The sequence below is a fragment of the Altererythrobacter sp. CAU 1644 genome, from assembly GCF_029623755.1.
In the GTDB taxonomy this organism is placed as follows: Bacteria; Pseudomonadota; Alphaproteobacteria; order Sphingomonadales; family Sphingomonadaceae; genus Erythrobacter; species Erythrobacter arenosus.
This window is the reverse complement of the sequence record NZ_CP121106.1, coordinates 2,656,237-2,675,939: the sequence shown is the minus strand read 5'-3', so window position 1 is coordinate 2,675,939 and position 19,703 is coordinate 2,656,237. Positions and strand designations below refer to the sequence as shown.

Annotated in this window: 24 protein-coding genes; 14 read left to right on the top strand and 10 right to left on the bottom strand. The window is 62.7% G+C overall.

Annotated elements, in window-relative coordinates:
• Positions 1 to 9 precede the first annotated feature (9 nt).
• The 5 genes from queA to P7228_RS13285 all read right to left on the bottom strand — a co-directional run bounded on the left by queA (position 10) and on the right by P7228_RS13285 (position 3,580).
• Positions 10 to 1,038: a tRNA preQ1(34) S-adenosylmethionine ribosyltransferase-isomerase QueA gene (gene queA / locus P7228_RS13305; RefSeq protein ID WP_278015716.1), complete on the bottom strand. Its 1,029-nt coding sequence runs from the start codon at positions 1,036 to 1,038 to the stop codon at positions 10 to 12.
• Positions 1,039 to 1,081: 43 nt separating this feature from the next.
• The gene (locus P7228_RS13300) at positions 1,082 to 1,789 is read right to left on the bottom strand and encodes a peptidylprolyl isomerase (RefSeq protein WP_278015715.1); all 708 of its coding nucleotides are present in this window, start codon (positions 1,787 to 1,789) and stop codon (positions 1,082 to 1,084) included.
• Positions 1,790 to 1,891: 102 nt separating this feature from the next.
• Complete coding sequence (coaD, locus tag P7228_RS13295) at positions 1,892 to 2,407, bottom strand: pantetheine-phosphate adenylyltransferase (protein WP_278015714.1); 516 nt, start codon at positions 2,405 to 2,407, stop codon at positions 1,892 to 1,894.
• Positions 2,404 to 3,321, bottom strand: a complete 918-nt coding sequence (locus tag P7228_RS13290; protein ID WP_278015713.1) for a polyprenyl synthetase family protein — start codon at positions 3,319 to 3,321, stop codon at positions 2,404 to 2,406. Before P7228_RS13290 ends, coaD begins: the two co-directional genes overlap by 4 nt.
• Positions 3,314 to 3,580 carry an exodeoxyribonuclease VII small subunit gene (locus P7228_RS13285; protein ID WP_278015712.1) on the bottom strand — a complete coding sequence of 89 codons (267 nt, stop codon included), beginning with the start codon at positions 3,578 to 3,580 and terminating at the stop codon, positions 3,314 to 3,316. The genes P7228_RS13290 and P7228_RS13285 overlap by 8 nt, the downstream gene beginning before the upstream one ends.
• Before the next feature lie 67 nt (positions 3,581 to 3,647).
• Between P7228_RS13285 and P7228_RS13280 the strand changes: the two genes are divergently transcribed.
• Genes P7228_RS13280 through P7228_RS13265 form a run of 4 tightly spaced genes read left to right on the top strand, consistent with a single transcriptional unit; the run spans position 3,648 to position 7,348 of the window.
• The gene (locus P7228_RS13280) at positions 3,648 to 4,049 is read left to right on the top strand and encodes a DUF2177 family protein (protein WP_278015711.1); all 402 of its coding nucleotides are present in this window, start codon (positions 3,648 to 3,650) and stop codon (positions 4,047 to 4,049) included.
• A gap of 4 nt (positions 4,050 to 4,053) precedes the next feature.
• Positions 4,054 to 4,734 carry a hypothetical protein gene (locus tag P7228_RS13275; RefSeq protein ID WP_278015710.1) on the top strand — a complete coding sequence of 227 codons (681 nt, stop codon included), beginning with the start codon at positions 4,054 to 4,056 and terminating at the stop codon, positions 4,732 to 4,734.
• Between the two features lie 10 nt (positions 4,735 to 4,744).
• Entirely contained in the window at positions 4,745 to 7,003 is a 2,259-nt protein-coding gene (gene purL, locus P7228_RS13270; protein ID WP_278015709.1) for a phosphoribosylformylglycinamidine synthase subunit PurL, read from the top strand.
• Between the two features lie 12 nt (positions 7,004 to 7,015).
• A complete protein-coding gene (locus P7228_RS13265; RefSeq protein ID WP_278015708.1) occupies positions 7,016 to 7,348 on the top strand; it encodes a DUF6122 family protein in 333 nt (110 codons plus the stop codon).
• On the opposite strand, the gene P7228_RS13260 is transcribed toward P7228_RS13265, so the two are convergent.
• Positions 7,345 to 7,953, bottom strand: a complete 609-nt coding sequence (locus P7228_RS13260; RefSeq protein ID WP_278015707.1) for a hypothetical protein — start codon at positions 7,951 to 7,953, stop codon at positions 7,345 to 7,347. The two genes, P7228_RS13265 and P7228_RS13260, sit on opposite strands and share 4 nt — an antisense overlap.
• 52 nt (positions 7,954 to 8,005) lie before the next feature.
• Here P7228_RS13260 and P7228_RS13255 point away from each other — a divergent pair, with 52 nt between their 5' ends.
• Both P7228_RS13255 and P7228_RS13250 read left to right on the top strand, forming a co-directional pair.
• A complete protein-coding gene (locus tag P7228_RS13255) occupies positions 8,006 to 8,548 on the top strand; it encodes a TetR/AcrR family transcriptional regulator (RefSeq protein WP_278015706.1) in 543 nt (180 codons plus the stop codon).
• Positions 8,545 to 8,952: a DUF3052 family protein gene (locus P7228_RS13250; protein ID WP_278017773.1), complete on the top strand. Its 408-nt coding sequence runs from the start codon at positions 8,545 to 8,547 to the stop codon at positions 8,950 to 8,952. Before P7228_RS13255 ends, P7228_RS13250 begins: the two co-directional genes overlap by 4 nt.
• Before the next feature lie 6 nt (positions 8,953 to 8,958).
• Here P7228_RS13250 and P7228_RS13245 read toward each other — a convergent pair whose 3' ends face one another.
• Positions 8,959 to 9,753 (bottom strand): Coq4 family protein, encoded by a 795-nt coding sequence (locus P7228_RS13245; RefSeq protein WP_278015705.1) that lies wholly within the window; start codon positions 9,751 to 9,753, stop codon positions 8,959 to 8,961.
• A 110-nt stretch (positions 9,754 to 9,863) separates the two neighbouring features.
• Between P7228_RS13245 and P7228_RS13240 the strand changes: the two genes are divergently transcribed.
• Positions 9,864 to 10,535: a nitroreductase family protein gene (locus tag P7228_RS13240; protein WP_278015704.1), complete on the top strand. Its 672-nt coding sequence runs from the start codon at positions 9,864 to 9,866 to the stop codon at positions 10,533 to 10,535.
• A 25-nt stretch (positions 10,536 to 10,560) separates the two neighbouring features.
• Positions 10,561 to 11,157, top strand: coding sequence for a ferric reductase-like transmembrane domain-containing protein (locus P7228_RS13235; RefSeq protein WP_278015703.1), 597 nt, complete (start codon positions 10,561 to 10,563; stop codon positions 11,155 to 11,157).
• On the opposite strand, the gene serB is transcribed toward P7228_RS13235, so the two are convergent.
• On the bottom strand, positions 11,154 to 12,038 hold the full coding sequence (serB, locus tag P7228_RS13230) for a phosphoserine phosphatase SerB (protein ID WP_278015702.1): 885 nt from the start codon (positions 12,036 to 12,038) through the stop codon (positions 11,154 to 11,156). The genes P7228_RS13235 and serB overlap by 4 nt on opposite strands.
• On the opposite strand from serB, the gene miaA reads away from it, so the two are divergent.
• The 6 genes from miaA to P7228_RS13200 all read left to right on the top strand — a co-directional run bounded on the left by miaA (position 12,031) and on the right by P7228_RS13200 (position 18,021).
• Positions 12,031 to 12,978, top strand: coding sequence for a tRNA (adenosine(37)-N6)-dimethylallyltransferase MiaA (gene miaA / locus P7228_RS13225; protein WP_278015701.1), 948 nt, complete (start codon positions 12,031 to 12,033; stop codon positions 12,976 to 12,978). The two genes, serB and miaA, sit on opposite strands and share 8 nt — an antisense overlap.
• Before the next feature lie 130 nt (positions 12,979 to 13,108).
• Entirely contained in the window at positions 13,109 to 14,854 is a 1,746-nt protein-coding gene (ilvB, locus tag P7228_RS13220; protein WP_278015700.1) for a biosynthetic-type acetolactate synthase large subunit, read from the top strand.
• Positions 14,855 to 14,864: 10 nt separating this feature from the next.
• Positions 14,865 to 15,380 (top strand): acetolactate synthase small subunit, encoded by a 516-nt coding sequence (ilvN, locus tag P7228_RS13215; RefSeq protein WP_278015699.1) that lies wholly within the window; start codon positions 14,865 to 14,867, stop codon positions 15,378 to 15,380.
• A gap of 18 nt (positions 15,381 to 15,398) precedes the next feature.
• On the top strand, positions 15,399 to 16,418 hold the full coding sequence (gene ilvC, locus P7228_RS13210; RefSeq protein ID WP_278015698.1) for a ketol-acid reductoisomerase: 1,020 nt from the start codon (positions 15,399 to 15,401) through the stop codon (positions 16,416 to 16,418).
• Positions 16,419 to 16,459: 41 nt separating this feature from the next.
• Positions 16,460 to 16,831, top strand: coding sequence for a hypothetical protein (locus P7228_RS13205; protein ID WP_278015697.1), 372 nt, complete (start codon positions 16,460 to 16,462; stop codon positions 16,829 to 16,831).
• 41 nt (positions 16,832 to 16,872) lie between these two features.
• Positions 16,873 to 18,021 (top strand): alpha-hydroxy acid oxidase, encoded by a 1,149-nt coding sequence (locus P7228_RS13200; RefSeq protein ID WP_278015696.1) that lies wholly within the window; start codon positions 16,873 to 16,875, stop codon positions 18,019 to 18,021.
• On the opposite strand, the gene P7228_RS13195 is transcribed toward P7228_RS13200, so the two are convergent.
• Both P7228_RS13195 and P7228_RS13190 read right to left on the bottom strand, forming a co-directional pair.
• Positions 18,018 to 19,139, bottom strand: a complete 1,122-nt coding sequence (locus P7228_RS13195) for an epoxide hydrolase family protein (protein WP_278015695.1) — start codon at positions 19,137 to 19,139, stop codon at positions 18,018 to 18,020. The genes P7228_RS13200 and P7228_RS13195 overlap by 4 nt on opposite strands.
• A complete protein-coding gene (locus P7228_RS13190; protein WP_278015694.1) occupies positions 19,136 to 19,567 on the bottom strand; it encodes a PaaI family thioesterase in 432 nt (143 codons plus the stop codon). The genes P7228_RS13195 and P7228_RS13190 overlap by 4 nt, the downstream gene beginning before the upstream one ends.
• Positions 19,568 to 19,703: the final 136 nt, after the last annotated feature.

Here is a 19,703-nt window from a genome sequence, read left to right as displayed (position 1 = left end):
GAAACCGAGTTAGGGAAGCAGCAGCGAGGAGTCACCATAGGAATAGAAGCGATACCCGTTTTCGATCGCATGGGCATAGGCGGCCTGCATTCTATCCAGACCCATCAACGCGCTGACCAGCATGAACAGGGTCGACTTGGGCAGGTGAAAATTGGTCATCAGCCCGTCGATCGCCTTGAAGCGGTATCCGGGTGTGATGAAGATCGCGGTATCGCCCTCGAAAGGTTCGATCGTGCCATCGTCGCGCGCGGCGCTCTCGAGCAGGCGGAGCGAGGTCGTCCCAACCGAAATGATCCGGCCTCCGGCAGCGCGTGCAGCATTGAGGCGGGCCGCTACCTCGGGCTCGATTCGGCCCCACTCGGCGTGCATGCGGTGATCCTCGGTATCGTCGGCCTTGACCGGGAGAAATGTCCCTGCCCCGACATGCAGGGTGAGCGTCTCGCGCTGCACGCCTGCTGCATCGAGCGCCGCGATCAGCTCCGGCGTGAAATGCAGCGCTGCGGTTGGGGCGGCGACTGCACCATCCTCCCGCGCGAACATGGTCTGGTAATCGAGCTTGTCCTGCTCGTCGGTCTCGCGCTTGCCCGCAATATAGGGCGGCAACGGCATCCGCCCCGCCCGCTCGAGCAGGATCTCGACCGGTTCGTCCCCGGCAAAGGCGAGCGTGAGGCTACCGTCCTCATGGCGCTCCTCGGCAATCGCGGTCACGCCACCGCCGAATGTCAGCTCGTCTCCCTCCCGGACGCGCTTGGCATTGCGGATGAATGCCTGCCAGCGACGCAAATCGATGCGCTTGTGGAGGGTGGCGCCGATCTTGGCCTCGCCGCGCCGCCCTTCGAGCTGGGCTGGAATGACGCGCGTGTCGTTGAAGACCATGACATCGCCCGCCCGCACTAGGTCAGGCAGTTCGCGAACGACGCGATCTTCGAAATCACCTTCACCCCGCACGACGAGCATGCGCGCGCTGTCGCGCGGACGCGCAGGGCGCAACGCGATCCGCTCCTGTGGGAGATCGAAATCGAACAGGTCTACCTTCATCGCGGGCCGCCTACGCGCGGCAGAAGCGAAAGGAAAGGCGCTATCAGTTGGAAATCGGTGCGTTCAAATCGTCGGCGGTGATGGTCGGCTCCGGCGTCGGAGCGACACGGGCCGGAACCGGCTTGCCATCGGCCGCGATCGAGGCCTGCAGGATGCGGGTCGGATTGGCCGGCGGCTCGCCGCGATTGATCGCGTCGACGGCGCTCATATTGGCAATCACGCGACCGAGATTGGTGTAGCGCTTGTCCAGGCTGAAGCGCGGATAGAAAACGATGAAAAACTGGCTGTTCGCGCTGTCTTCGCTGGCCGCGCGTGCCATCGATACGGTACCGCGAACATGCGGCATCGGGTTGAATTCCTCTTCGAGGTCGGGAAGCTGCGAACCGCCCTGCCCCGTGCCCGTCGGATCTCCGCCCTGCGCCATGAAACCATCGATCACGCGGTGGAAGATGACCCCGTCGTAGAAACCCTGCCGTGTCAGCGTCTTGATGCGCTCGACATGGTTGGGTGCCCACTCCGCCATCAGACGGATCGCAACCCGTTCGCCATTTGAGAGATCGAGCAGCCAAATGCTCTCCGGATCCTCGGCGGCGTTGTAGTTGATGGGCGCGAAGTTGCGTGCCTGCACGGGCGCTTGTGCAACCGCATCATCCACTACGTCTTCGGAAGCGCCCTCGTCCTGGGCCAGTGCGGCATATGGAGCGGCGACAACGGCGAGCGATGCGGCCGCGGCAAGGAAAGTCTTCAGCATGGGTGCCTTCACGAAAATCGGGTGTATCTCAGGTTGCGGTGCGGTCTAGCGGCGCGAGACTTGCACTGCAATGAATGATCTGTTGCGGGTCAACAGGGGCGTTCAGTAATCCCCAAGCTGGCCTCTTTCATTTACGCGCGCGATAACATCCTCGCACACCTGCTTGCTGACGAATGGGGTAATGTCCCCGCCGAACAGCGCAATTTCCTTCACCAGCTTGCTGGCGATCGGCTGAAGCGAAACGTCCGCCATCAGGAACACCGTCTCGATCTCGTCATCGAGCTGCTGGTTCATGCCGGCCATCTGGTATTCGTACTCGAAGTCGGCGACGGCACGCAGACCACGGATCAGCACATTGGCTCCCTGCTTTTGCGCGAACTTGACCAGCAGGGCATTGAAACCGACGACCTCGACATTGTCGATCCCGAGCGCCGCGACCTCGCGACCGACCATCGAAAGCCGCTCTTCGGTCGAAAACATCGGGTTCTTCGACGGGTTGGTCGTCACCCCGATTATCAGCTTGTCGACCAGTTTGCTGCCGCGCCGGATGATGTCGGCATGGCCGAGCGTGATCGGATCGAAAGTGCCGGGGTAGATGCCGATGCGTTCGCTGCTCACCTGTCTCTCTCCACGATAAAGCGGGCCAGGGCGCGCAGCATGCGGGCATCCTCGCCGTGGTTGGCAAGGTGGCCGATCGCCTGATCGACCAGCGCCCGCGCCTGCTCGCGCGCCTGCTCGACGCCCATCAGTGTCACGAAGGTCTGCTTGCCCTGAACCTCGTCCTTGCGCAGCGCCTTGCCGGTCTTGGATTCATCGCCTTCGACATCGAGCAGATCGTCGGCAATTTGGAAGGCCAGGCCGATGTCACGAGCATAATTCCGCAGGTGCCCGCGGCCCTCTGGCGGGACATGCCCCAGTATTGCGCCCATCTCGACCGATGCCGCCAGCAAGGCGCCCGTCTTCAGTTGCTGCAGCCGGGTGATCGAATGGAGGTCGTAATCCTCGCTGTCGGCGGCCATGTCCATCATCTGCCCGCCAGCCATGCCGTGCATTCCGCTCGCGCGCCCAAGCGTGGCGATCAGTTCGGAGCGGGTAAACGGATCGCTGCTCGTCTCTGTGCTGGCGAGAATCTCGAAAGCGAGCGCATGCAGCGAATCCCCTGCCAACACTGCCGTCGCCTCGTCGAACGCCTTGTGCAAGGTCGGCTTGCCGTGCCGCAGATCGTCATCGTCCATGCATGGCAGGTCGTCATGGATCAGCGAATAGACATGGATCGCCTCGACCGCGCACCCTGCCCTCACCGCGGCCTCGCGGCTCACGCCGTACATTTCCGCAGTGCTGGCGAGCAGCAGCGGACGTACCCGCTTGCCCCCGCCAATCGCCGCGTAGCGCATCGCCTCGAACAGGCGCGCGCGCGAATCCTGGGGAATGGGCATGAGCGCATCGAACAGCGAGTCGACCTCTTGCTGGATACGGGTGAACCCGTTGGACAGCAGCTCTTCCCCGGGGTCGGCAGTCACAATCTCAGCCATCGCTGTCGAACGGTTCGGTGCCGGTCGCCTTGCCCGACGAATCGCTGACGATTCGCTCGATCCGTTGCTGCGCTGCATCGAGGCGTGCCTGACAGTGTCGGCGAAGTTCTTCCCCTCGCTCGTACAGTGCGATCGACTTGTCGAGCGGAACCTCCCCGCTTTCCAGCTTCTGCACGATCTCCTCGAGCGCGCCGAGAGCCTGCTCGAAACTCATTTGAGGAATGTCGGGGGCTGCCCCAGCGGCCTGTGTATCACTCATGCGACCGAGCATTGACCGGCGCGGCTCACACGGTCAAGGCTGTCGGAAAAACAAGGGGGAGAATCGCATGCAATACGTGATCGCTTACGTGATCGCCGCCGTGGTCTTCGGCGTTCTCGATTCAATTTGGCTGCGCTGGGCCGGACCGAACCTCTACCGGCCCGTGATCGGCGAGATCATGGCCGACAATTTCCGGGTTGTGCCGGCGCTCGTATTCTATGCCGTCTACCTGCTGGGGATGGTCTATTTCGCAATCAGACCCGGGCTGGCGGAAGGCAATGTCGTGACGGCGCTGCTCAACGGCGCCATGCTCGGGGCACTCTGCTATGCGACCTTCGATCTCACCAGCCAGGCGGTGTTCAAGGTCTGGAGCACGCACATCAGCGTAATGGATATCGCGTGGGGGGCCGTCGCTACCGGGGTGACCGCGGCTGCTGCGACTGCAATCACGCTGCGAATAACCGGATAGAACCATGTTCATCGGACACTTCGCCCCAGCCTTTGCCGCGGCGGCCGCCAGTTCACGCGCGCCGAGGCTTTCGACACTGTTCATCGCGGCGCAACTGGTCGACTGGGCATTCTTCACCTTTGCGCTGGTGGGAATCGAGCACATGCGGGTGACTCCGGGCATCACCAAGATGAACCCGATGGACCTCTACCACATGCCCTATACCCACAGCCTGCTTGGCAGCGCAGTCTGGGCAGTGATCTTCGGCCTGCTCATGCTGGTGGCCTATCGCCAGCTCGTCGCTGCGATCCTGGGTGCCGGGGTCGTGCTATCGCACTGGGTGCTCGACCTGCTGGTCCATCGGCCCGACCTGACCCTTGCCGGTGGGAACGAGCATCTGGGCATGGGCCTGTGGAACTTCCCGCTGATCGCGATGCCGCTCGAATTGCTGATCACTATCGGGGCTTTCGTCTGGTTCATCCGGCGGACCAAGGGACCGATCGGTCCGCCGCTAATCCTGCTGACAGTATTGCTGATCTTCCAGGCGATCGATTGGTTCGGACCTCCACCCGAAGCGGCCGGCCCTATGCTCTATCTGACCGCATTGACGGGCTATGCCGTGGCCACGGTGCTGGCCTTGTGGGTGGCCAAGACTCGTTGGCATAAACGTGAGGTAGGACTGGCAGTGCCGACCATGCGCCGCTAAGGGCGGCGGCATGGCTACCATCGAGTCCCCTGGCGAGTCCCGAATCACGCCCGAAATCGTCGAACAGCACGGCCTTTCGCCGGAAGAATACGAGCGCGTCCTGCATGCGTTGGGTCGCGAGCCCAACCTGGTCGAGCTCGGCATTTTTTCGGTCATGTGGAGCGAGCATTGCTCCTACAAGAGCTCGCGCCTGCACCTGAAGAAGCTGCCGACCGAAGCACCCTGGGTCATCTGCGGCCCGGGCGAAAATGCCGGCGTCATCGATATCGGTGACGGGCAAGCGGCGATCTTCAAGATGGAGAGCCACAACCACCCGAGCTACATCGAACCCTATCAGGGTGCGGCAACCGGCGTGGGCGGCATCCTGCGCGACGTCTTCACCATGGGCGCGCGCCCGGTGGCGAATGCCAACGCGCTGCGTTTCGGTCGTCCCGACCACCCCAAGATGCAGCACCTCGTCAAGGGCGTGGTCGCGGGCATCGGCGGCTACGGCAATTGCGTCGGCGTGCCGACCGTCGCGGGTGAGACCAATTTCCATCCGGCCTACGACGGCAACATCCTCGTCAACGCGATGACGGTAGGCGTCGCCAATGCCGACAAGATTTTCTACAGCGCGGCGACAGGCGTCGGAAACCCAATCGTCTATGTCGGCTCCAAAACCGGGCGCGACGGTATCCATGGCGCGACCATGGCCAGCGCCGATTTCGAGGAAGACGCCGAGGCCAAGCGCCCCACGGTGCAGGTCGGTGATCCCTTCACCGAAAAACTCCTTATCGAGGCATGCCTCGAACTGATGGCGACCGATGCGATCGTGGCGATCCAGGACATGGGCGCTGCTGGCCTTACCTCTTCCAGCGTCGAGATGGCCACCAATGGCAAGGCGGGTATCCGCCTCGACATGAACAAGGTGCCTTGCCGCGAAGAGGGCATGACGCCCTACGAGATGATGCTCTCGGAGAGCCAGGAGCGCATGCTCATGGTGCTCAAGCCCGGCAAGGAAGCCATGGCCGAGGCAATCTTCAAGAAGTGGGAATTGGACTTCGCGGTCATCGGCGAAGTCACCGACACGCGCCACATGGTCCTCGAGTTCGATGGGGAGGTCGTCTGCGATATTCCGCTTGGGCCCCTCGCTGCCGATGCGCCCGAATACGACCGTCCCTATATTTCGAAGGACGAGTATACCCGCTGGGCAGGCATCAAGCCGATCAGCGAGCGCCCGGACACGGACGATGTCGGCGGCGATCTCCTGAAGCTGCTGGCCTCGCCCAACCTGTCCTCGCGCAAATGGATTTCCGAGCAATACGACAGCCAGGTGATGGGCGATACGCTGCAGACCGGCGGCGATGCCGGTGTCGTCCGCGTGCACGGCACCAAGAAGGCGCTGGCGATCAGCACCGATTGCACCCCGCGCTACGTTTTCGCCGACCCCTATGAAGGTGGCAAGCAGGCGATCGCCGAGGCATACCGCAACCTCTGCGCGGTCGGCGCACGTCCGCTGGCGGTGACCAATTGCCTCAATTTCGGCAACCCGCAGCGTCCCGAGATCATGAGCCAGTTCGTCCATGCATTGGAAGGCATGGGCCGCGCCTGCCGCGTACTCGACTTCCCGATCGTGAGCGGCAATGTCAGCCTCTACAACGAGAGCAAGGCGACCGGCGGTGGCTCCGCCATCCTGCCCACCCCGGCCATCGGCGGTGTCGGCCTGATCGACGATTACGATCGCATGATGACCATGCCGTTCAAGGCCGAGGGAGAGGCGATCTACCTCATCCACGCCGAGGCATGGGCGACGGCTGATCCTGAGCGCTCGCACTTGGGCAAATCGCTGTGGCTGTCGGAAATCCATGGCCGCGACGAAGGCCGCACTCCGCCGACTGATCTCACGGTCGAGAAAAACGCGGGCAAGATCGTGCTCCAGCTGATTGCCGATGGTCTCGTCAGCGCCGTGCATGACGTGTCCGACGGCGGCCTCGCCGTTGCACTGGCCGAAATGGCGATGGCAGGCAGCATCGGCGCCGATGTCGAGTGGAACGAGGAATATTCGCAGGCCGCATGGTGGTTCGGCGAGGACCAGGGCCGCTATGTCATCACCGTTCCCGACACGCACGCGCTCAACGAAGCGCTCGCCAAGGGCACGGAGAACGACGAGACCGCATCGATCGGCTTCCGCCGGATCGGCAAGACCGGCGGCAACACGCTGTTCGGCAACACTATCGACGACATGCGGGCCGCCCACCGCAGCTTCTTCGCCGACTGGATGGAGGGTTAAGGTCCGGCGCCAGTGGCGTTCGTCCAGCCTTTCCTCCACTACGGCGGACACTGGCTCGCTCCATTCCTGATCGCCTGGCTAATCTGGCGCGGAGATTGGAAGCGCGCTAGCGCGGTGATGGTCGCGGCGAACCTGATCGATCTCGACCATCTGTTCGCCGACCCGATCTTCGATCCCGAGCGGTGCAGCATCGGCTTCCACCTGCTGCACGGCTGGGAGGCAGCGCTAGCATCGCTACTCCTGCTCGCGGTACCGCGCTGGTGGGTCCGCGCCTTGGGTGTCGGCGCGCTGTGGCATCTGGCGGTCGACTACGGCGATTGCATGATGCAGCACGCCACTGGTTAGCCAGTTCGGCGCGCACCCCTTGCCAGCATGAGGCCAAGCAGGATCAGCCACGAAAGTTGGCTGATATAGGTGAACATAGCTCCATAAAACCGCATGTCGATCGCGCCCGCGATGAGCAGCGCCGCAGGAACCAGACCCGCGATGAGGCCCACCGCGCCGGTCAAACGCCAGCCAGCGCGCCACAGCGACAGGCCGAAGAACGCAATTCCAGTCCCCACGGCGACCGCGCCGTTGCGGGCGAATTGCTGATTGAGTTCCCAGGCAAGCTCAAAGGTTCCGCTTCCGATATCACTTGCTGGATAGTCCAATAGCGCGGGAACAACGAAGCCATTGATGGATCCGGCTACGAGCGCGCCACAGATCCCCAGAACGAAGAATGCCAGCCCCAATGCGACGTGAAATGACCAGCCCAGCGCGCGGGCGACCAGAATCATCACCGCCGCTTGAATGACGATCATCGCCGACAGCGCCCCGTGCACGGACCGGATCAACCCGGCACCATCACCGCCGTGCGGGTGGTGATGCATCAACACCACCGCCACCAGAGCGGCTCCTGCGAGCAGCATTCCGGGCAAGCGTAGGGATTGCAGTTTGTCGTCATCCATGAGTATCTCTCCCGTTCGACAACGTGATGCCGCGAGGGAGGCACAGCGCACAATGGACGATCTGTCGCAAAAGTCCGGTTCGAGCCGAGCGGCAACCCGTGCGCAAATCCTGTCGACCTTCAACCGGTTGCTGCTTGCAGGTGAGAAGAAGCGTCCCGCCGTCTCGGAAATCGTCACCGAGGCCGGGGTCGCGCGTTCCACCTTCTACGATCACTTCGATGGGGTTGAGGCGCTCTTCGATGAGAGCCTGTCGGGCCTGTTCCGCCGCATTGCGCACTGTCTTGTCGGTGCCGGCGAGCGCGAAGAGATGGTGTGGCTGATGGCGCATATCCTGGAGAATCGCGAGCGCGGTCGAAAGCTCCTTTCTGGCCCGGACGCGGAACGCATCGGCAATGTGCTCTCCCGCTTGCTCCACGAGGAGCTTGGCATGCGACCCGATGCACGTCTGCATGCGATCCTGATCTCAGGCACCGTGATGGCCGCGCTTGGTGCATGGATGACAGGCAAGCTCGCGACGACGCCTGAGACACTCTCGGACCGGCTGCTCTACACTTCGCGGGCGATCCTTGGCGCAGACGATGATTGGCGCTCATGACCGCCGGCTATTCAGGAACCCCGCTCGCCAAGAAGCTCAACCTGCGCGACGGGCAGCGCGTGTGGTTCGACGGCATGCCCGAGAACGTTCAGGACGAGATCGACGAATACGCCCTCGAGCTCATCTTCGTCGGCGGACCTGACGATGGTCCCGATGCAGCGCACATCTTTGTGACCGAGCGGTCCGACCTCGAGGCCAAGCTCGCCTCACTCCGCGAACACATGGCGCGCGATGGCCATGTCTGGGTGAGCTGGCCGAAAAAGGCGTCGAAGGTTCCGACCGACATCACCGAGGACACCATCCGCGAGGTCTGCCTGCCCATGGGGCTGGTCGATACCAAGGTCTGCGCGGTGGATGAGACCTGGTCCGGCCTCAAACTCGTCATCCGCAAGGAATTGCGCTGAGGGCACTCAGGCCGCAAGCGCTTCCTCAGGCAAGCGCATGTCTTCGTCGGCGAGGCCCTCGTCCATCAGTTGCCTGATGCACTGGCGATATAGCACCGGCTCGCCGATATTGAGCCGCTTGCGCGCGGCATCGATATCCTCGCGCATCAGCTGTTCGATATCCTCATGCGCAATCTTCGCAGCGGCCTTGCCCAGGCGGCGACCTTCGCGGATCGCGTCGAACAAGGGCGCCTTGGTCTGCACCTCTTTCATCCGCTGCCGCGTCCCCGCGTAGGCAATGAAGAGAATGCCGAGATTGTGGTTCTGTTCGTAGCTGAAGCCGAGCAGGCACGCTTCACCCAGTCCATCGCGGCCATAACTGGTCAGAACATGGAAAAGGTCATGCGTGTCGCGGAGCCGCTCGAAATACCATTCGGTCTGGTCCTGGTGGCGTTGCTCGGGCGGTGACCACTTGTGGCTTTCCGCGACCAGTCCTGCGGCGCTCAGCCCTTCGCGCTTCATGAAGCGCATGTAATGCTGGGCGACAGTGTTGGGGCCGCAGTCAGCCCAACGCGCGTGATCGTCGAGAATGGCGGGAATATCGACTTCCTCGCGCATCATTCGCTGGCCTTCGTCCGAACGGATGAAATCCCATCCCTGCCGGTGTCCCTTGCGGCCCTTGAGCGCCTCGATGATATGAAAAACCTGCTCGGTATCTTCCTTGTCGGCGACGAGCTTGCGGAAATGCTTCCAGACCTTGAGCGGCCGGAAACCGGACGTCTTGCGTCCGGGAGCGACAAGCGGGCGATCGATCACGGCCATGGCATATTCCTCACTCGGGCCTGCGTAGCGAATGACAACTTACAACATTGTAAATTGCCTGTCCATGTAACGGCTTGGCTTTGAGTGGCGAAACAGGGATAGGAGCGGCCATGCAAGATCACGAATCCATACCCTACTCGCTGCCGGAATATACCGCACAGGAAAGTACCGACCGCGCGCGGGCTGCGCGAGACAGGCTGAGTACCCGGAGGACCTGTCGTTTCTTCTCCGACGAGCCGGTACCGCGCGAGGTTATCGAGGCGGCCATCGAGGCGGCAGGTGGCGCACCGAACGGTGCGAACCACCAGCCCTGGCATTTCGCCGTCGTCTCTTCGCCCGAACGGAAGGTCGCGATCCGCGAGGCAGCAGAAGCCGAAGAGCGCGCCTTCTATTCCGGCAAGGCGAGCGACCAGTGGCTCGAGGCGCTGGAGCCATTCGGCACCGATGCCGAGAAGCCGTTTCTTGAAACCGCACCTTGGCTGATCGTTGTGTTTGCCCAGCGCAAGGGCGGGATCGAGGAAGACGGCAAGACGCAAAACTACTACGTCAATGAGAGTGTCGGTATCGCCTGCGGCATGCTGATCACAACCTTGCACGAAGCCGGCTGCGCGACCTTGACGCACACGCCCTCGCCGATGGGCTTTCTGCGGAAGATCTGCGAGCGGCCCGAGCACGAGAAGCCGCTGATGATCGTGGTCGTCGGCAAGCCCGCCAAGGACGCTACGGTCCCGAAGCACGCAATACGCAAGAAGCCGCTGGAGCAGATCGCCAGCTGGCTTTAGGCTGGATTCAAAGAGGGAGGGATCGATGCAACGCTGGCCGATGTGGCTTGGATTGGCGCTAGGCCTTGGCGCGCTCTACTTCGGGCTTTCCGGCCAAGAAGGCGAACTCGAACAATGGTCGGCCGCGACTCGCTACACGGCGCGAGTCGGCTTCCCCCTGTTCATGCTGGCCTATGTTGCGCGCCCGCTGGTCGACCTGACCCGCGCCGATTGGGCCAGGGCACTGCTCGCCAAGCGCAAGTGGATCGGACTCGGCTTTGCGATGAGCCACACGGTCCACCTCGTCGCGATCGTGATGCTGTTTCGCACGCTGGGCGAGGCGCCAACCGCGGCGCAACTGATCTTCGGCGGATTCGCCTATGTCATGCTCTGCGCGATGGCGCTTACTTCCAATCGAAGCGCGATGAAGGCGCTCGGGGCCAAGTGGAAGACACTGCACCGGTTTGGCATTCATTATCTCTGGCTCATTTACGCGCAGAGCTATTTCAAGCGGATTCCGGAGGGAGGCACGATGGAGGAAGGGCTCGCCGGCTCGCTGGTAGTGCTCGCCGCCGCCGCAATCCGTTTCGCTGCCTGGAGGAAGAAGCGTCAACGCCAGGCCGCGGCAACCGCGGTCGCCTAGCCGGCGACCCACTCGCTTTCGGGAATTCCCAGCAACTTGAGCAAAGCCGTCAGGTCGCCGCGATCGATCCAGCCATTCGCCGCGAGGCGCGCCTTGGGCTTGGCGCGATAGGCAACACCGTAATCCGCCGCCTCGATCATCGGGATATCGTTGGCCCCATCCCCCGTCGCGAGCGACACGGCGTTTTCGCCAAGCTGGCCAAGCTCCTGTTCGAGCGTCTCTCGTTTCACTCCGCTGTCGGTGATCCCGCCGACCAAGCCGCCGGTCAGTTCGCCATTCTCGACCTCGAGGCGATTGCCGACGACCCGCTCGAAACCGAGCATCTCCGCAACCGGATCGGCAAAGTGATGGAATCCACCGGTTACCAGCACCGGGCGGCAGCCTTTTGAACGGAGCGTTCGAACCAGGGTCCTGGCGCCCGGCATGGGTGAGATCCGTTCATCGAGGCATTGATCGATCGCGCTTTCCGCAAGTCCTGCGAGCAAACCCACGCGCTCGCGCAATGCGGCCTCGAAATCGAGCTCACCCTGCATGGCGCGTTCGGTAATCTCGGCGATCTGCGGCTTGATCCCGGCATAGTCGGCGAGTTCGTCAATGCATTCCTGCCCGATCATGGTTGAATCCATGTCCGACACGAACAGATGCGGGATCGCGATGTCGCGGCTGGAGATGAGCGCATCCGAACGCTCGAAATGCGCGTCCAGCACTTCGCGCAGGGTCGCCATATCGCCATCGGCCAACTGCAGATGCAGCACCTCGCCGCCGTGATCGAGCATTTGCGCGAGCGCGACCGGCATGCCCTTCTCGGCCAAAGCAGCGCGCGCAGCCTCAAGGCGCGTTTCCAAGGTGGCCGAGTCTGCTATCAGGCGGGCAATGAGCAAGCGGGAATCTCCAGCGAAACAATCGGTCGCGCTCATCGCAGGGCCGACCGCCAGCGGCAAGAGCGATCTCGCCGTGGAGCTGGCTCTCGCGCTGGGGAAGCGATGCCTGGACGCGGTCGTTGTCAATGCCGATAGCGCGCAGGTCTATGCCGACCTGCAGGTGCTCAGCGCACGGCCAACCGCGGACGAGATGCGTGGGATCGAGCACCGGCTGTTCGGCGCCTGGGATGGCGCGACACCGTGCTCGGCCGCCGATTGGGCCGCCGCCGCCAGGCAGGAAATCGCCCGAGCGCATGCGCAGAGGGTCGTCCCGATCCTGGTGGGTGGAACCGGCTTGTACTTGCGAACCCTGCTCGAAGGCATAGCGCCCATCCCAGAAATCGATCTGGAGGTGCGCGATGCGGTCCGCGCGCTCCCCGTCGAGGCGGCCTATGCCGCGCTCCAGTCGGAAGATCCAGAGCGCGCCGCAGTTCTTGATCCAAACGATAGTCAACGCATCGCGCGTGCGCTCGAGGTGGTGCGCGCGACCGGCAGACCGCTGAGGGATTGGCAGGCGGACAAGGAGGGAGGGATCGAGAACGACATCGATCTGCATCCCCTGATCCTGTTGCCCGATCGCGACTGGCTTTACGAGCGGTGCGACCGTCGCTTCGGACTTATGCTCGACAGCGGTGCGGTCGAGGAGGTGGAAAAGCTCCTCGACCGGGGTCTTTCACCTGAACTTCCCGTCATGCGTGCAATCGGCGTACCCGAGATTGCGGCCATGCTGAAAGGCGATCTTTCGCGCGCTCAAGCGATTGAAGCTGGCCAGCAGGCGACGCGGAATTATGCCAAGCGGCAATACACATGGTTCAGGCGGCAGCCCCCTGAGGATTGGCCCCTATTGGAGTCACAGAATTACGATATTGATACCGTATTTGCATCATTATTACGTCTTTAACGGTTGACACGATAGATTCGAACGCATAGCGACGAGTTCGATGGCCCGGTGCAACATACCCTGCACCGGGCCGCATTTATTGTTAGGAAGGGGTGCGTGGTTCGCGCACGAGCAAGGAAGGGATCGAAAAGTGGGACAGGAGCGCAGCGGCGCAGCCATCCTGGTCGAATGTCTGGTTGAGCAGGGTGTCGAATTCGTATTCGGCTACCCGGGCGGTGCTGTGCTCCCGATTTACGACGAACTCTTCGACAACAACCGCATCCGCCACGTCCTCGTCCGCCATGAGGCTGGCGCGGCACATGCCGCGGAAGGCTATGCCCGCTCGACCGGTAAGCCCGGCGTCGTGCTGGTGACTTCTGGGCCCGGCGCGACCAATGCTGTCACCGGCATCGCCGATGCTTTCCTGGATTCGATCCCGTTGGTCGTGATCACCGGACAGGTCCCCACCCCGCTGATCGGCACCGACGCATTCCAGGAAGCAGATACAGTTGGCATCACCCGCCACTGCACCAAGCACAATTACCTCGTGAAGGAGCCTGCCGACCTCAAGGCGACGATCGAGGAGGCATTCCGCATCGCCACCACCGGGCGCCCGGGCCCGGTCGTGATCGACATTCCCAAAGATGTGCAGATCGCGGTCCCATCCGAGCACGAAACCGCCGTCCCGCCGGGCTCGCATCGCTACGAGCCGCAATTGCGCGGTGCCGATGCCGATATCGCTCGGGCGGTTGAGCTTTTGGCCAAGGCCGAACGACCGATCTTCTACACCGGCGGCGGCGTCATCAACTCGGGCCCGCAGGCGAGTGAATTGCTGCGACGCCTACAGGATCTTACTGGCGCCCCGCTCACTTCGACCCTGATGGGGCTTGGCGCGTTTCCGCACGACCATCCCGACTGGCTCGGCATGCTCGGCATGCACGGCACCTATGAAGCCAATATGGCGATGAACAAGTGCGACCTGATGCTGTGCGTCGGCGCGCGGTTCGATGATCGGGTGACCGGCCGGCTCGACGCCTTTTCACCCGGCTCGACCAAGATCCACATCGATATCGATCGCAGCTCGATCAACAAGACGGTTCGCGTGGATCTGCCGATCGTCGGTGACTGCGCAGCGGTCCTCGAACAGCTTGTCTCTGCCTGGGGTGATCGCAAGCCGCGCGATCTGGGCGAATGGAAGGCACGGATCACTGGCTGGAGGGCGCGCGAGTGCCTCGCCTATCCCGAAAAGTCCGAACTGATCATGCCGCAGAAGGCTATCGAGCGGCTCTTCGCGCTGACCAAGGATCGTGATCCGATCATCTCGACTGAGGTCGGCCAGCACCAGATGTGGGCAGCGCAGTATTTCGGCTTCAAGCAGCCGAACAAGTGGCTCACCTCGGGCGGGCTTGGGACCATGGGTTACGGCATGCCGGCCGCGATCGGCGCGCAGCTCGGCAATCCGGACGATCTCGTGATCGATATCGCAGGCGAAGCCTCGATCCAGATGAATATCCAGGAACTCGGCACCGCGAGCCAGTATCGCCTGCCGATCAAGGTCTTCATCCTCAACAACGAATATATGGGCATGGTCCGCCAGTGGCAGGAACTGACCTATGAAAGCCGCTATTCGAACAGCTATTCGGACAGCCTGCCCGACTTCGTGAAGCTGTGCGAAGCTTATGGCTGGAAGGGCATTCGCGTCCACGACGAAAGCGAACTCGACGCCGGGATCGAAGCCATGCTGGCGCATGATGGTCCGGTGATGGTCGATTGCCTCGTTTCGCAGAGCGCAAACTGCTTCCCGATGATCCCATCGGGCGCGGCGCACACCGAAATGCTGCTCTACGGCGACCATGTCGAAGGCACGATGGACGACGAAGCGAAAGCGCTGGTTTGAGGACTGCACAATGAAAATCGCAACCGAAGCCGCCGAGCGGCACGTCCTCAATGTCACCGTCGATAACGAGTCCGGGATTCTCGCCAAGATCGCGGGGCTGTTCACCGCACGCGGCTACAACATCGATAGCCTCACCGTGGCCGACATTACCGAGAACCACGCGGTCAGCCGGATCACCATCGTCACCAACGGCCCGCCGCAGGTGATCGACCAGATCGAGGCCCAGCTCGAGCGCCTGGTGCCGGTGCACAAGGTGGTCGATCTCACCCAGGCCGGCCCGCATGTCGAGCGCGAGCTGGCGCTGGTGAAGGTTGCCGGCAAGGGCGACAACCGGGTCGAGGCATTGCGGATCGCGGAGCTGTTCCGCGCCAACGTGGTCGACACCACCACCGAGAGTTTCGTGTTCGAATTGACCGGCGCGCCGGACAAGATCGACAGTTTCATCACGCTCATGCGCGAACTCGGCCTCGTCGAGGTCGGGCGCAGCGGCGTGGTTGGCATGATGCGCGGCGCGGAAGGCGCCTGAGAAAAAAAAGGGAAATCGATGAAGGTTTATTACGACGCCGATGCCGATCTGGGCCTGATCAAGGACAAGAAGATCGCCGTGCTCGGTTATGGCAGCCAGGGCCACGCCCATGCGCAGAACCTGCGTGACAGCGGAGTGGGCGAAGTCGCAATCGCGCTGCGCGAGGGATCGGCGACCGCCAAGAAGGCCGAGAACGCGGGCTTCAAGGTGCTGTCGAACAGCGAAGCGGCCAAATGGGCCGATATCCTGATGATCCTCGCGCCCGACGAGCACCAGGCGGCGATCTGGGAAAACGACCTCAAGGGCAACATGAAGCCGGGCAGCGCGCTCGCCTTTGCCCACGGCCTCAACATCCACTTCGGCCTGATCGAAGCGCCCGAAGATATCGACGTGATCATGATCGCGCCGAAGGGTCCCGGCCATACCGTGCGCAGCGAATACCAGCGCGGCGGCGGCGTGCCCTGCCTCATCGCGATCCACCAGGACGCCAGCGGCGCGGCGCATGACATCGCCCTCGCCTATGCTTCGGGCGTGGGCGGCGGCCGCAGCGGCATTATCGAAACCAACTTCAAGGAAGAGTGCGAGACCGACCTGTTCGGCGAGCAGGCGGTGCTGTGCGGCGGCATCACGCACCTCATCCAGGCCGGTTTCGAAACGCTGGTCGAGGCCGGGTACGCTCCCGAAATGGCCTATTTCGAATGCCTCCACGAAACCAAGCTGATCGTTGACCTGCTGTACGAAGGCGGCATCGCCAACATGCGCTATTCGATCTCCAACACGGCTGAGTATGGCGACATCAAGACCGGTCCGCGCATCATCACCGATGAGACCAAGGCCGAGATGAAGCGCGTGCTGGCAGACATCACCAGTGGGCGGTTCGTGAAGGACTTCGTGCTCGACAACCGCGCCGGGCAGCCCGAACTCAAGGCAAGCCGCAAGGCTGCGGCTGCGCATCCGATCGAAAAGACCGGTGCAGAACTGCGCGCGATGATGCCGTGGATCAGCGCCAACAAGCTGGTCGACAAGGAAAAGAACTGATTTCCTGAGGAACCAGCCCGGATAAGAGGGGTTTTGAGGGCATGATCAGACATGCCCTCGCCCTTGCTGTCACATTGCCCATCGGCATCACCGCCTGCGGTGAATTCGTGGGACGCGAGGATGCGGAAGCAGCCAATGCGACCGCCGGCGAAGCTCCTGCAGCGAGCATGGCATCTGCCGCCAGGGCGCCGATTGACCGCACAATCGACCCCTGCCAGGCCGGAAGGGCGACGAAGTTCATCGGCGAAGAGCTGTCGCAGGAGACCCGGCAAGAGCTGGCCATGGCTGTTGCCCCGGTATCGGATATCCGCTGGATCGGTCCTGGCACCGCGACCACCGAAGATCTGCGCCCCGATCGGCTCAACGTCATGATCGACGCCGACGACAAGATCGAATCGGTCGGCTGCGGCTAAAGACGTCGACAAATCCGCGCTTCCCCGCCTAAGTCCGGGAAATGCGCCTGTCTGACTGCCACAACATCGACGATTTCCGGAAACTGGCGAAAGCTCGCCTGCCCTGGCCGGTGTTCGACTATATCGACGGCGCGGCGGACGACGAACTGACCAAGGCGCGCAACACCACCGCCTTCGACGATGCCGATCTCGTACCCGATGTGCTGGCGGGCGTGGCAGAGATCGACACCAGCTGCACGATCCTGGGTCGCAAGAGCGCCCTGCCCCTGATGCTCAGCCCCACTGCGGTTCAGCGCGCGTTTCACCACAAGGGCGAAACAGCGGTTGCCAAAGCCGCCGAGAAATTCGGCCTGTGGTTCGGCATCTCCAGCCTCGCGACGCGCAGCATCGAGGAGATCGCCGCGCTCACCAGCGGCCCCAAGCTGTTCCAGCTCTATGTCCACAAGGACAAGGGGTTGAACCAGTCGATGATCGAGCGCTGCCAGGCGGCAAAGTTCGACGCCATGGCGCTGACCGTGGACACGATCGTCTCGGGCAAGCGCGAGCGGTGCCTGCGCAGCGGCTTCACCACCCCGCCCCGCTTCACGCCGTCGGCAGTCTGGTCATATGCCACGCGCCCGCGGTGGACGCTCGACTATGTGTTCCGCGAGAAGTTTCGCCTGCCCAATCTCGACAGCCATGTCGCCGAGGGGACCGGCAAGGCGGTCAGCATCGCCGAGTATTTCAACACCATGCTCGACACCTCGATGGACTGGGACACCGCCGCGCGGATCCGGCAGGACTGGGGCGGCAAGTTCGCGCTCAAGGGCGTAATGAGCCTCAACGACGCGCGCCGCGCGGTCGAAATCGGCGCCGATGCGATCATGATCTCCAACCACGGCGGCAGGCAGCTCGATGGGAGCCGTGCGCCTTTCGACCAGCTCCGCGAGATCGTCGATTGCGTCGGTGGAGAGATCGAGATCATCGTCGATGGTGGAGTCCGCCGAGGCACGCATGTGCTGAAGAGCCTCGCCGCCGGCGCTACTGCGGCATCGGGCGGCAGGCTCTATCTTTACGCGCTCGCGGCGGCAGGTCAGCCGGGCGTCGAGCGCGCGATCGGCATCCTCAAGGACGAGATCGAGCGCGGCATGCGGCTGATGGGCGTGACGTCAGTCGATCAACTCACGCCTGAACGATTGCGCTGGCGCTAGACCATCTTTCCGAAACAGCTTTTTAGCTCGTTCACAAACGCCTCGGGCTGCTCCCACGCGGCGAAATGTCCGCCCCGCTCTAGTTCATTCCAACAGACGAGATTGGTGTAGCGGCGCTCGGCCCATTTGCGCGGCGTGGGGAGCACTTCCTTGGGAAATATGCTTCCGCCTGAAGGAATCGCGACCTTGCCGTCGCCGACCTTGGCAAAGCTCTCCCAGTAGAGCCGCGCGGCTGAAGCGCCTGTCGCGGGGAGCCAGTAGAGCATGATATTGTCGAGGATGGCGTCCATCGACAGCGCATCGAGTGGCGAACCATCGTTGTCGGTCCAGGCCCACATCTTCTCATAGATCCAGCCTGCCAGCCCTATCGGAGAATCAACCAGCGAATAGCCTATGGTCTGCGGACGGGTGCTTTGCTGCTTGGAATAGCCAGAGTCCCATTCCTGATAGTACTGCAAAGCGCCCAGAGCTTTCAGCTCTGGGGGAGACGGCTGGTTCAGATCGTCCGGCCCCGGCCTTGCGACCGGCATGTTCACATGGATGCCAAGGCAACCGTTCGGCGCTTGCTCGCCGATCGCGGTGGTCACGACCGCGCCCCAATCGCCGCCTTGCGCCACCCAGCGATCATAGCCAAGGCGCGCCATCAACTCGGCCCATGCCTGGCCGATCTTCTCGACACCCCAGCCCGTTTCGCTCGGCTTGCCGGAGAAGCCGAAACCCGGAAGCGAGGGTGCGACGACGTGAAAGGCCAACCCCTCATCGGGCTCGGTCAGGCGTGGGATGACCTCCAGGAATTCGATCACCGATCCCGGCCATCCGTGCGTAAGCACCAACGGCACAGCGTCTGCCCGCGACGAACGAACATGCAGGAAGTGAATATCCAGCCCATCGATCTCGGTCACATATTGGCCGAGCGAATTGAGCCGGGCCTCGCAGCGCCGCCAGTCGTACCCGTTGCGCCAATAGCGGCAAAGCTCCTGCAGCGCGGCTAACGGCGTGCCCTGGGTCCAGTCACCGACCGGCTCCTTCTCGGGCCAGCGCGCCATGTCGAGGCGGCGGTAGAGGTCGTCCAGCTGCTCCTGTTCGGTTGCCAGCGTGAATGGTCTGATCTCGCTCATTTGCGTGCCTCCTGCGATGCCCTTTCAACCCGTGCGCGATCGGCAAGGAGCACGGTACAGGTCCCCTTGGCCAGTACGGTGCCATTGGGTGTCTTCAGATGCCCCTCGTAGAAGCTGGTTCTTCTGCCGTGCCGCTCGACCCAGCCTTCGGCGATCACCAACCCGGGCCGCGCCGGCGCGAAGAAGCTGACCTTGAGCTCCAGCGTCATGGGTGTGATGTCTTGGCCGTTCTTGGCGATAGCCGCATGGGCCATGGCGGCATCGATCCAACCAGAAATAAATCCGCCCTGCACCACACCGCCCGAATGGCACATTTCCTCCCGCGCCTCATATTCGAGGGTCGAGCGCCCTTCAGGGTTCATATCGACGATGCGCCTCAGCCCCATGATACGGTACAGCGGGTGATCGGGCGGCGTATCGTCGGGCATGAAAATTCCTCACCTTGCGAAAGATAATTGCACGCGATGCCGCTTGTGCTTTGTCTTTACAAGCCTGTCGCCACCCATCATAGAAGGGCCATGACTATCGAGATTGGACTGCTGCTTCGACTTACACGCCCTTGGG

What these genes read in the sequence shown, in the direction of transcription:
- queA (WP_278015716.1), bottom strand. Translation starts at nt 1,038, where the DNA reads ATGAAGGTAGACCTGTTCGATTTCGATCTCCCACAGGAGCGGATCGCG.
- P7228_RS13300 (WP_278015715.1), bottom strand. Translation starts at nt 1,789, where the DNA reads ATGCTGAAGACTTTCCTTGCCGCGGCCGCATCGCTCGCCGTTGTCGCC.
- P7228_RS13290 (WP_278015713.1), bottom strand. Translation starts at nt 3,321, where the DNA reads ATGGCTGAGATTGTGACTGCCGACCCCGGGGAAGAGCTGCTGTCCAAC.
- P7228_RS13285 (WP_278015712.1), bottom strand. Translation starts at nt 3,580, where the DNA reads ATGAGTGATACACAGGCCGCTGGGGCAGCCCCCGACATTCCTCAAATG.
- P7228_RS13280 (WP_278015711.1), top strand. Translation starts at nt 3,648, where the DNA reads ATGCAATACGTGATCGCTTACGTGATCGCCGCCGTGGTCTTCGGCGTT.
- P7228_RS13275 (WP_278015710.1), top strand. Translation starts at nt 4,054, where the DNA reads ATGTTCATCGGACACTTCGCCCCAGCCTTTGCCGCGGCGGCCGCCAGT.
- purL (WP_278015709.1), top strand. Translation starts at nt 4,745, where the DNA reads ATGGCTACCATCGAGTCCCCTGGCGAGTCCCGAATCACGCCCGAAATC.
- P7228_RS13260 (WP_278015707.1), bottom strand. Translation starts at nt 7,953, where the DNA reads ATGGATGACGACAAACTGCAATCCCTACGCTTGCCCGGAATGCTGCTC.
- P7228_RS13255 (WP_278015706.1), top strand. Translation starts at nt 8,006, where the DNA reads ATGGACGATCTGTCGCAAAAGTCCGGTTCGAGCCGAGCGGCAACCCGT.
- P7228_RS13250 (WP_278017773.1), top strand. Translation starts at nt 8,545, where the DNA reads ATGACCGCCGGCTATTCAGGAACCCCGCTCGCCAAGAAGCTCAACCTG.
- P7228_RS13245 (WP_278015705.1), bottom strand. Translation starts at nt 9,753, where the DNA reads ATGGCCGTGATCGATCGCCCGCTTGTCGCTCCCGGACGCAAGACGTCC.
- P7228_RS13240 (WP_278015704.1), top strand. Translation starts at nt 9,864, where the DNA reads ATGCAAGATCACGAATCCATACCCTACTCGCTGCCGGAATATACCGCA.
- P7228_RS13235 (WP_278015703.1), top strand. Translation starts at nt 10,561, where the DNA reads ATGCAACGCTGGCCGATGTGGCTTGGATTGGCGCTAGGCCTTGGCGCG.
- miaA (WP_278015701.1), top strand. Translation starts at nt 12,031, where the DNA reads ATGAGCAAGCGGGAATCTCCAGCGAAACAATCGGTCGCGCTCATCGCA.
- ilvN (WP_278015699.1), top strand. Translation starts at nt 14,865, where the DNA reads ATGAAAATCGCAACCGAAGCCGCCGAGCGGCACGTCCTCAATGTCACC.
- ilvC (WP_278015698.1), top strand. Translation starts at nt 15,399, where the DNA reads ATGAAGGTTTATTACGACGCCGATGCCGATCTGGGCCTGATCAAGGAC.
- P7228_RS13205 (WP_278015697.1), top strand. Translation starts at nt 16,460, where the DNA reads ATGATCAGACATGCCCTCGCCCTTGCTGTCACATTGCCCATCGGCATC.
- P7228_RS13200 (WP_278015696.1), top strand. Translation starts at nt 16,873, where the DNA reads ATGCGCCTGTCTGACTGCCACAACATCGACGATTTCCGGAAACTGGCG.
- P7228_RS13195 (WP_278015695.1), bottom strand. Translation starts at nt 19,139, where the DNA reads ATGAGCGAGATCAGACCATTCACGCTGGCAACCGAACAGGAGCAGCTG.
- P7228_RS13190 (WP_278015694.1), bottom strand. Translation starts at nt 19,567, where the DNA reads ATGCCCGACGATACGCCGCCCGATCACCCGCTGTACCGTATCATGGGG.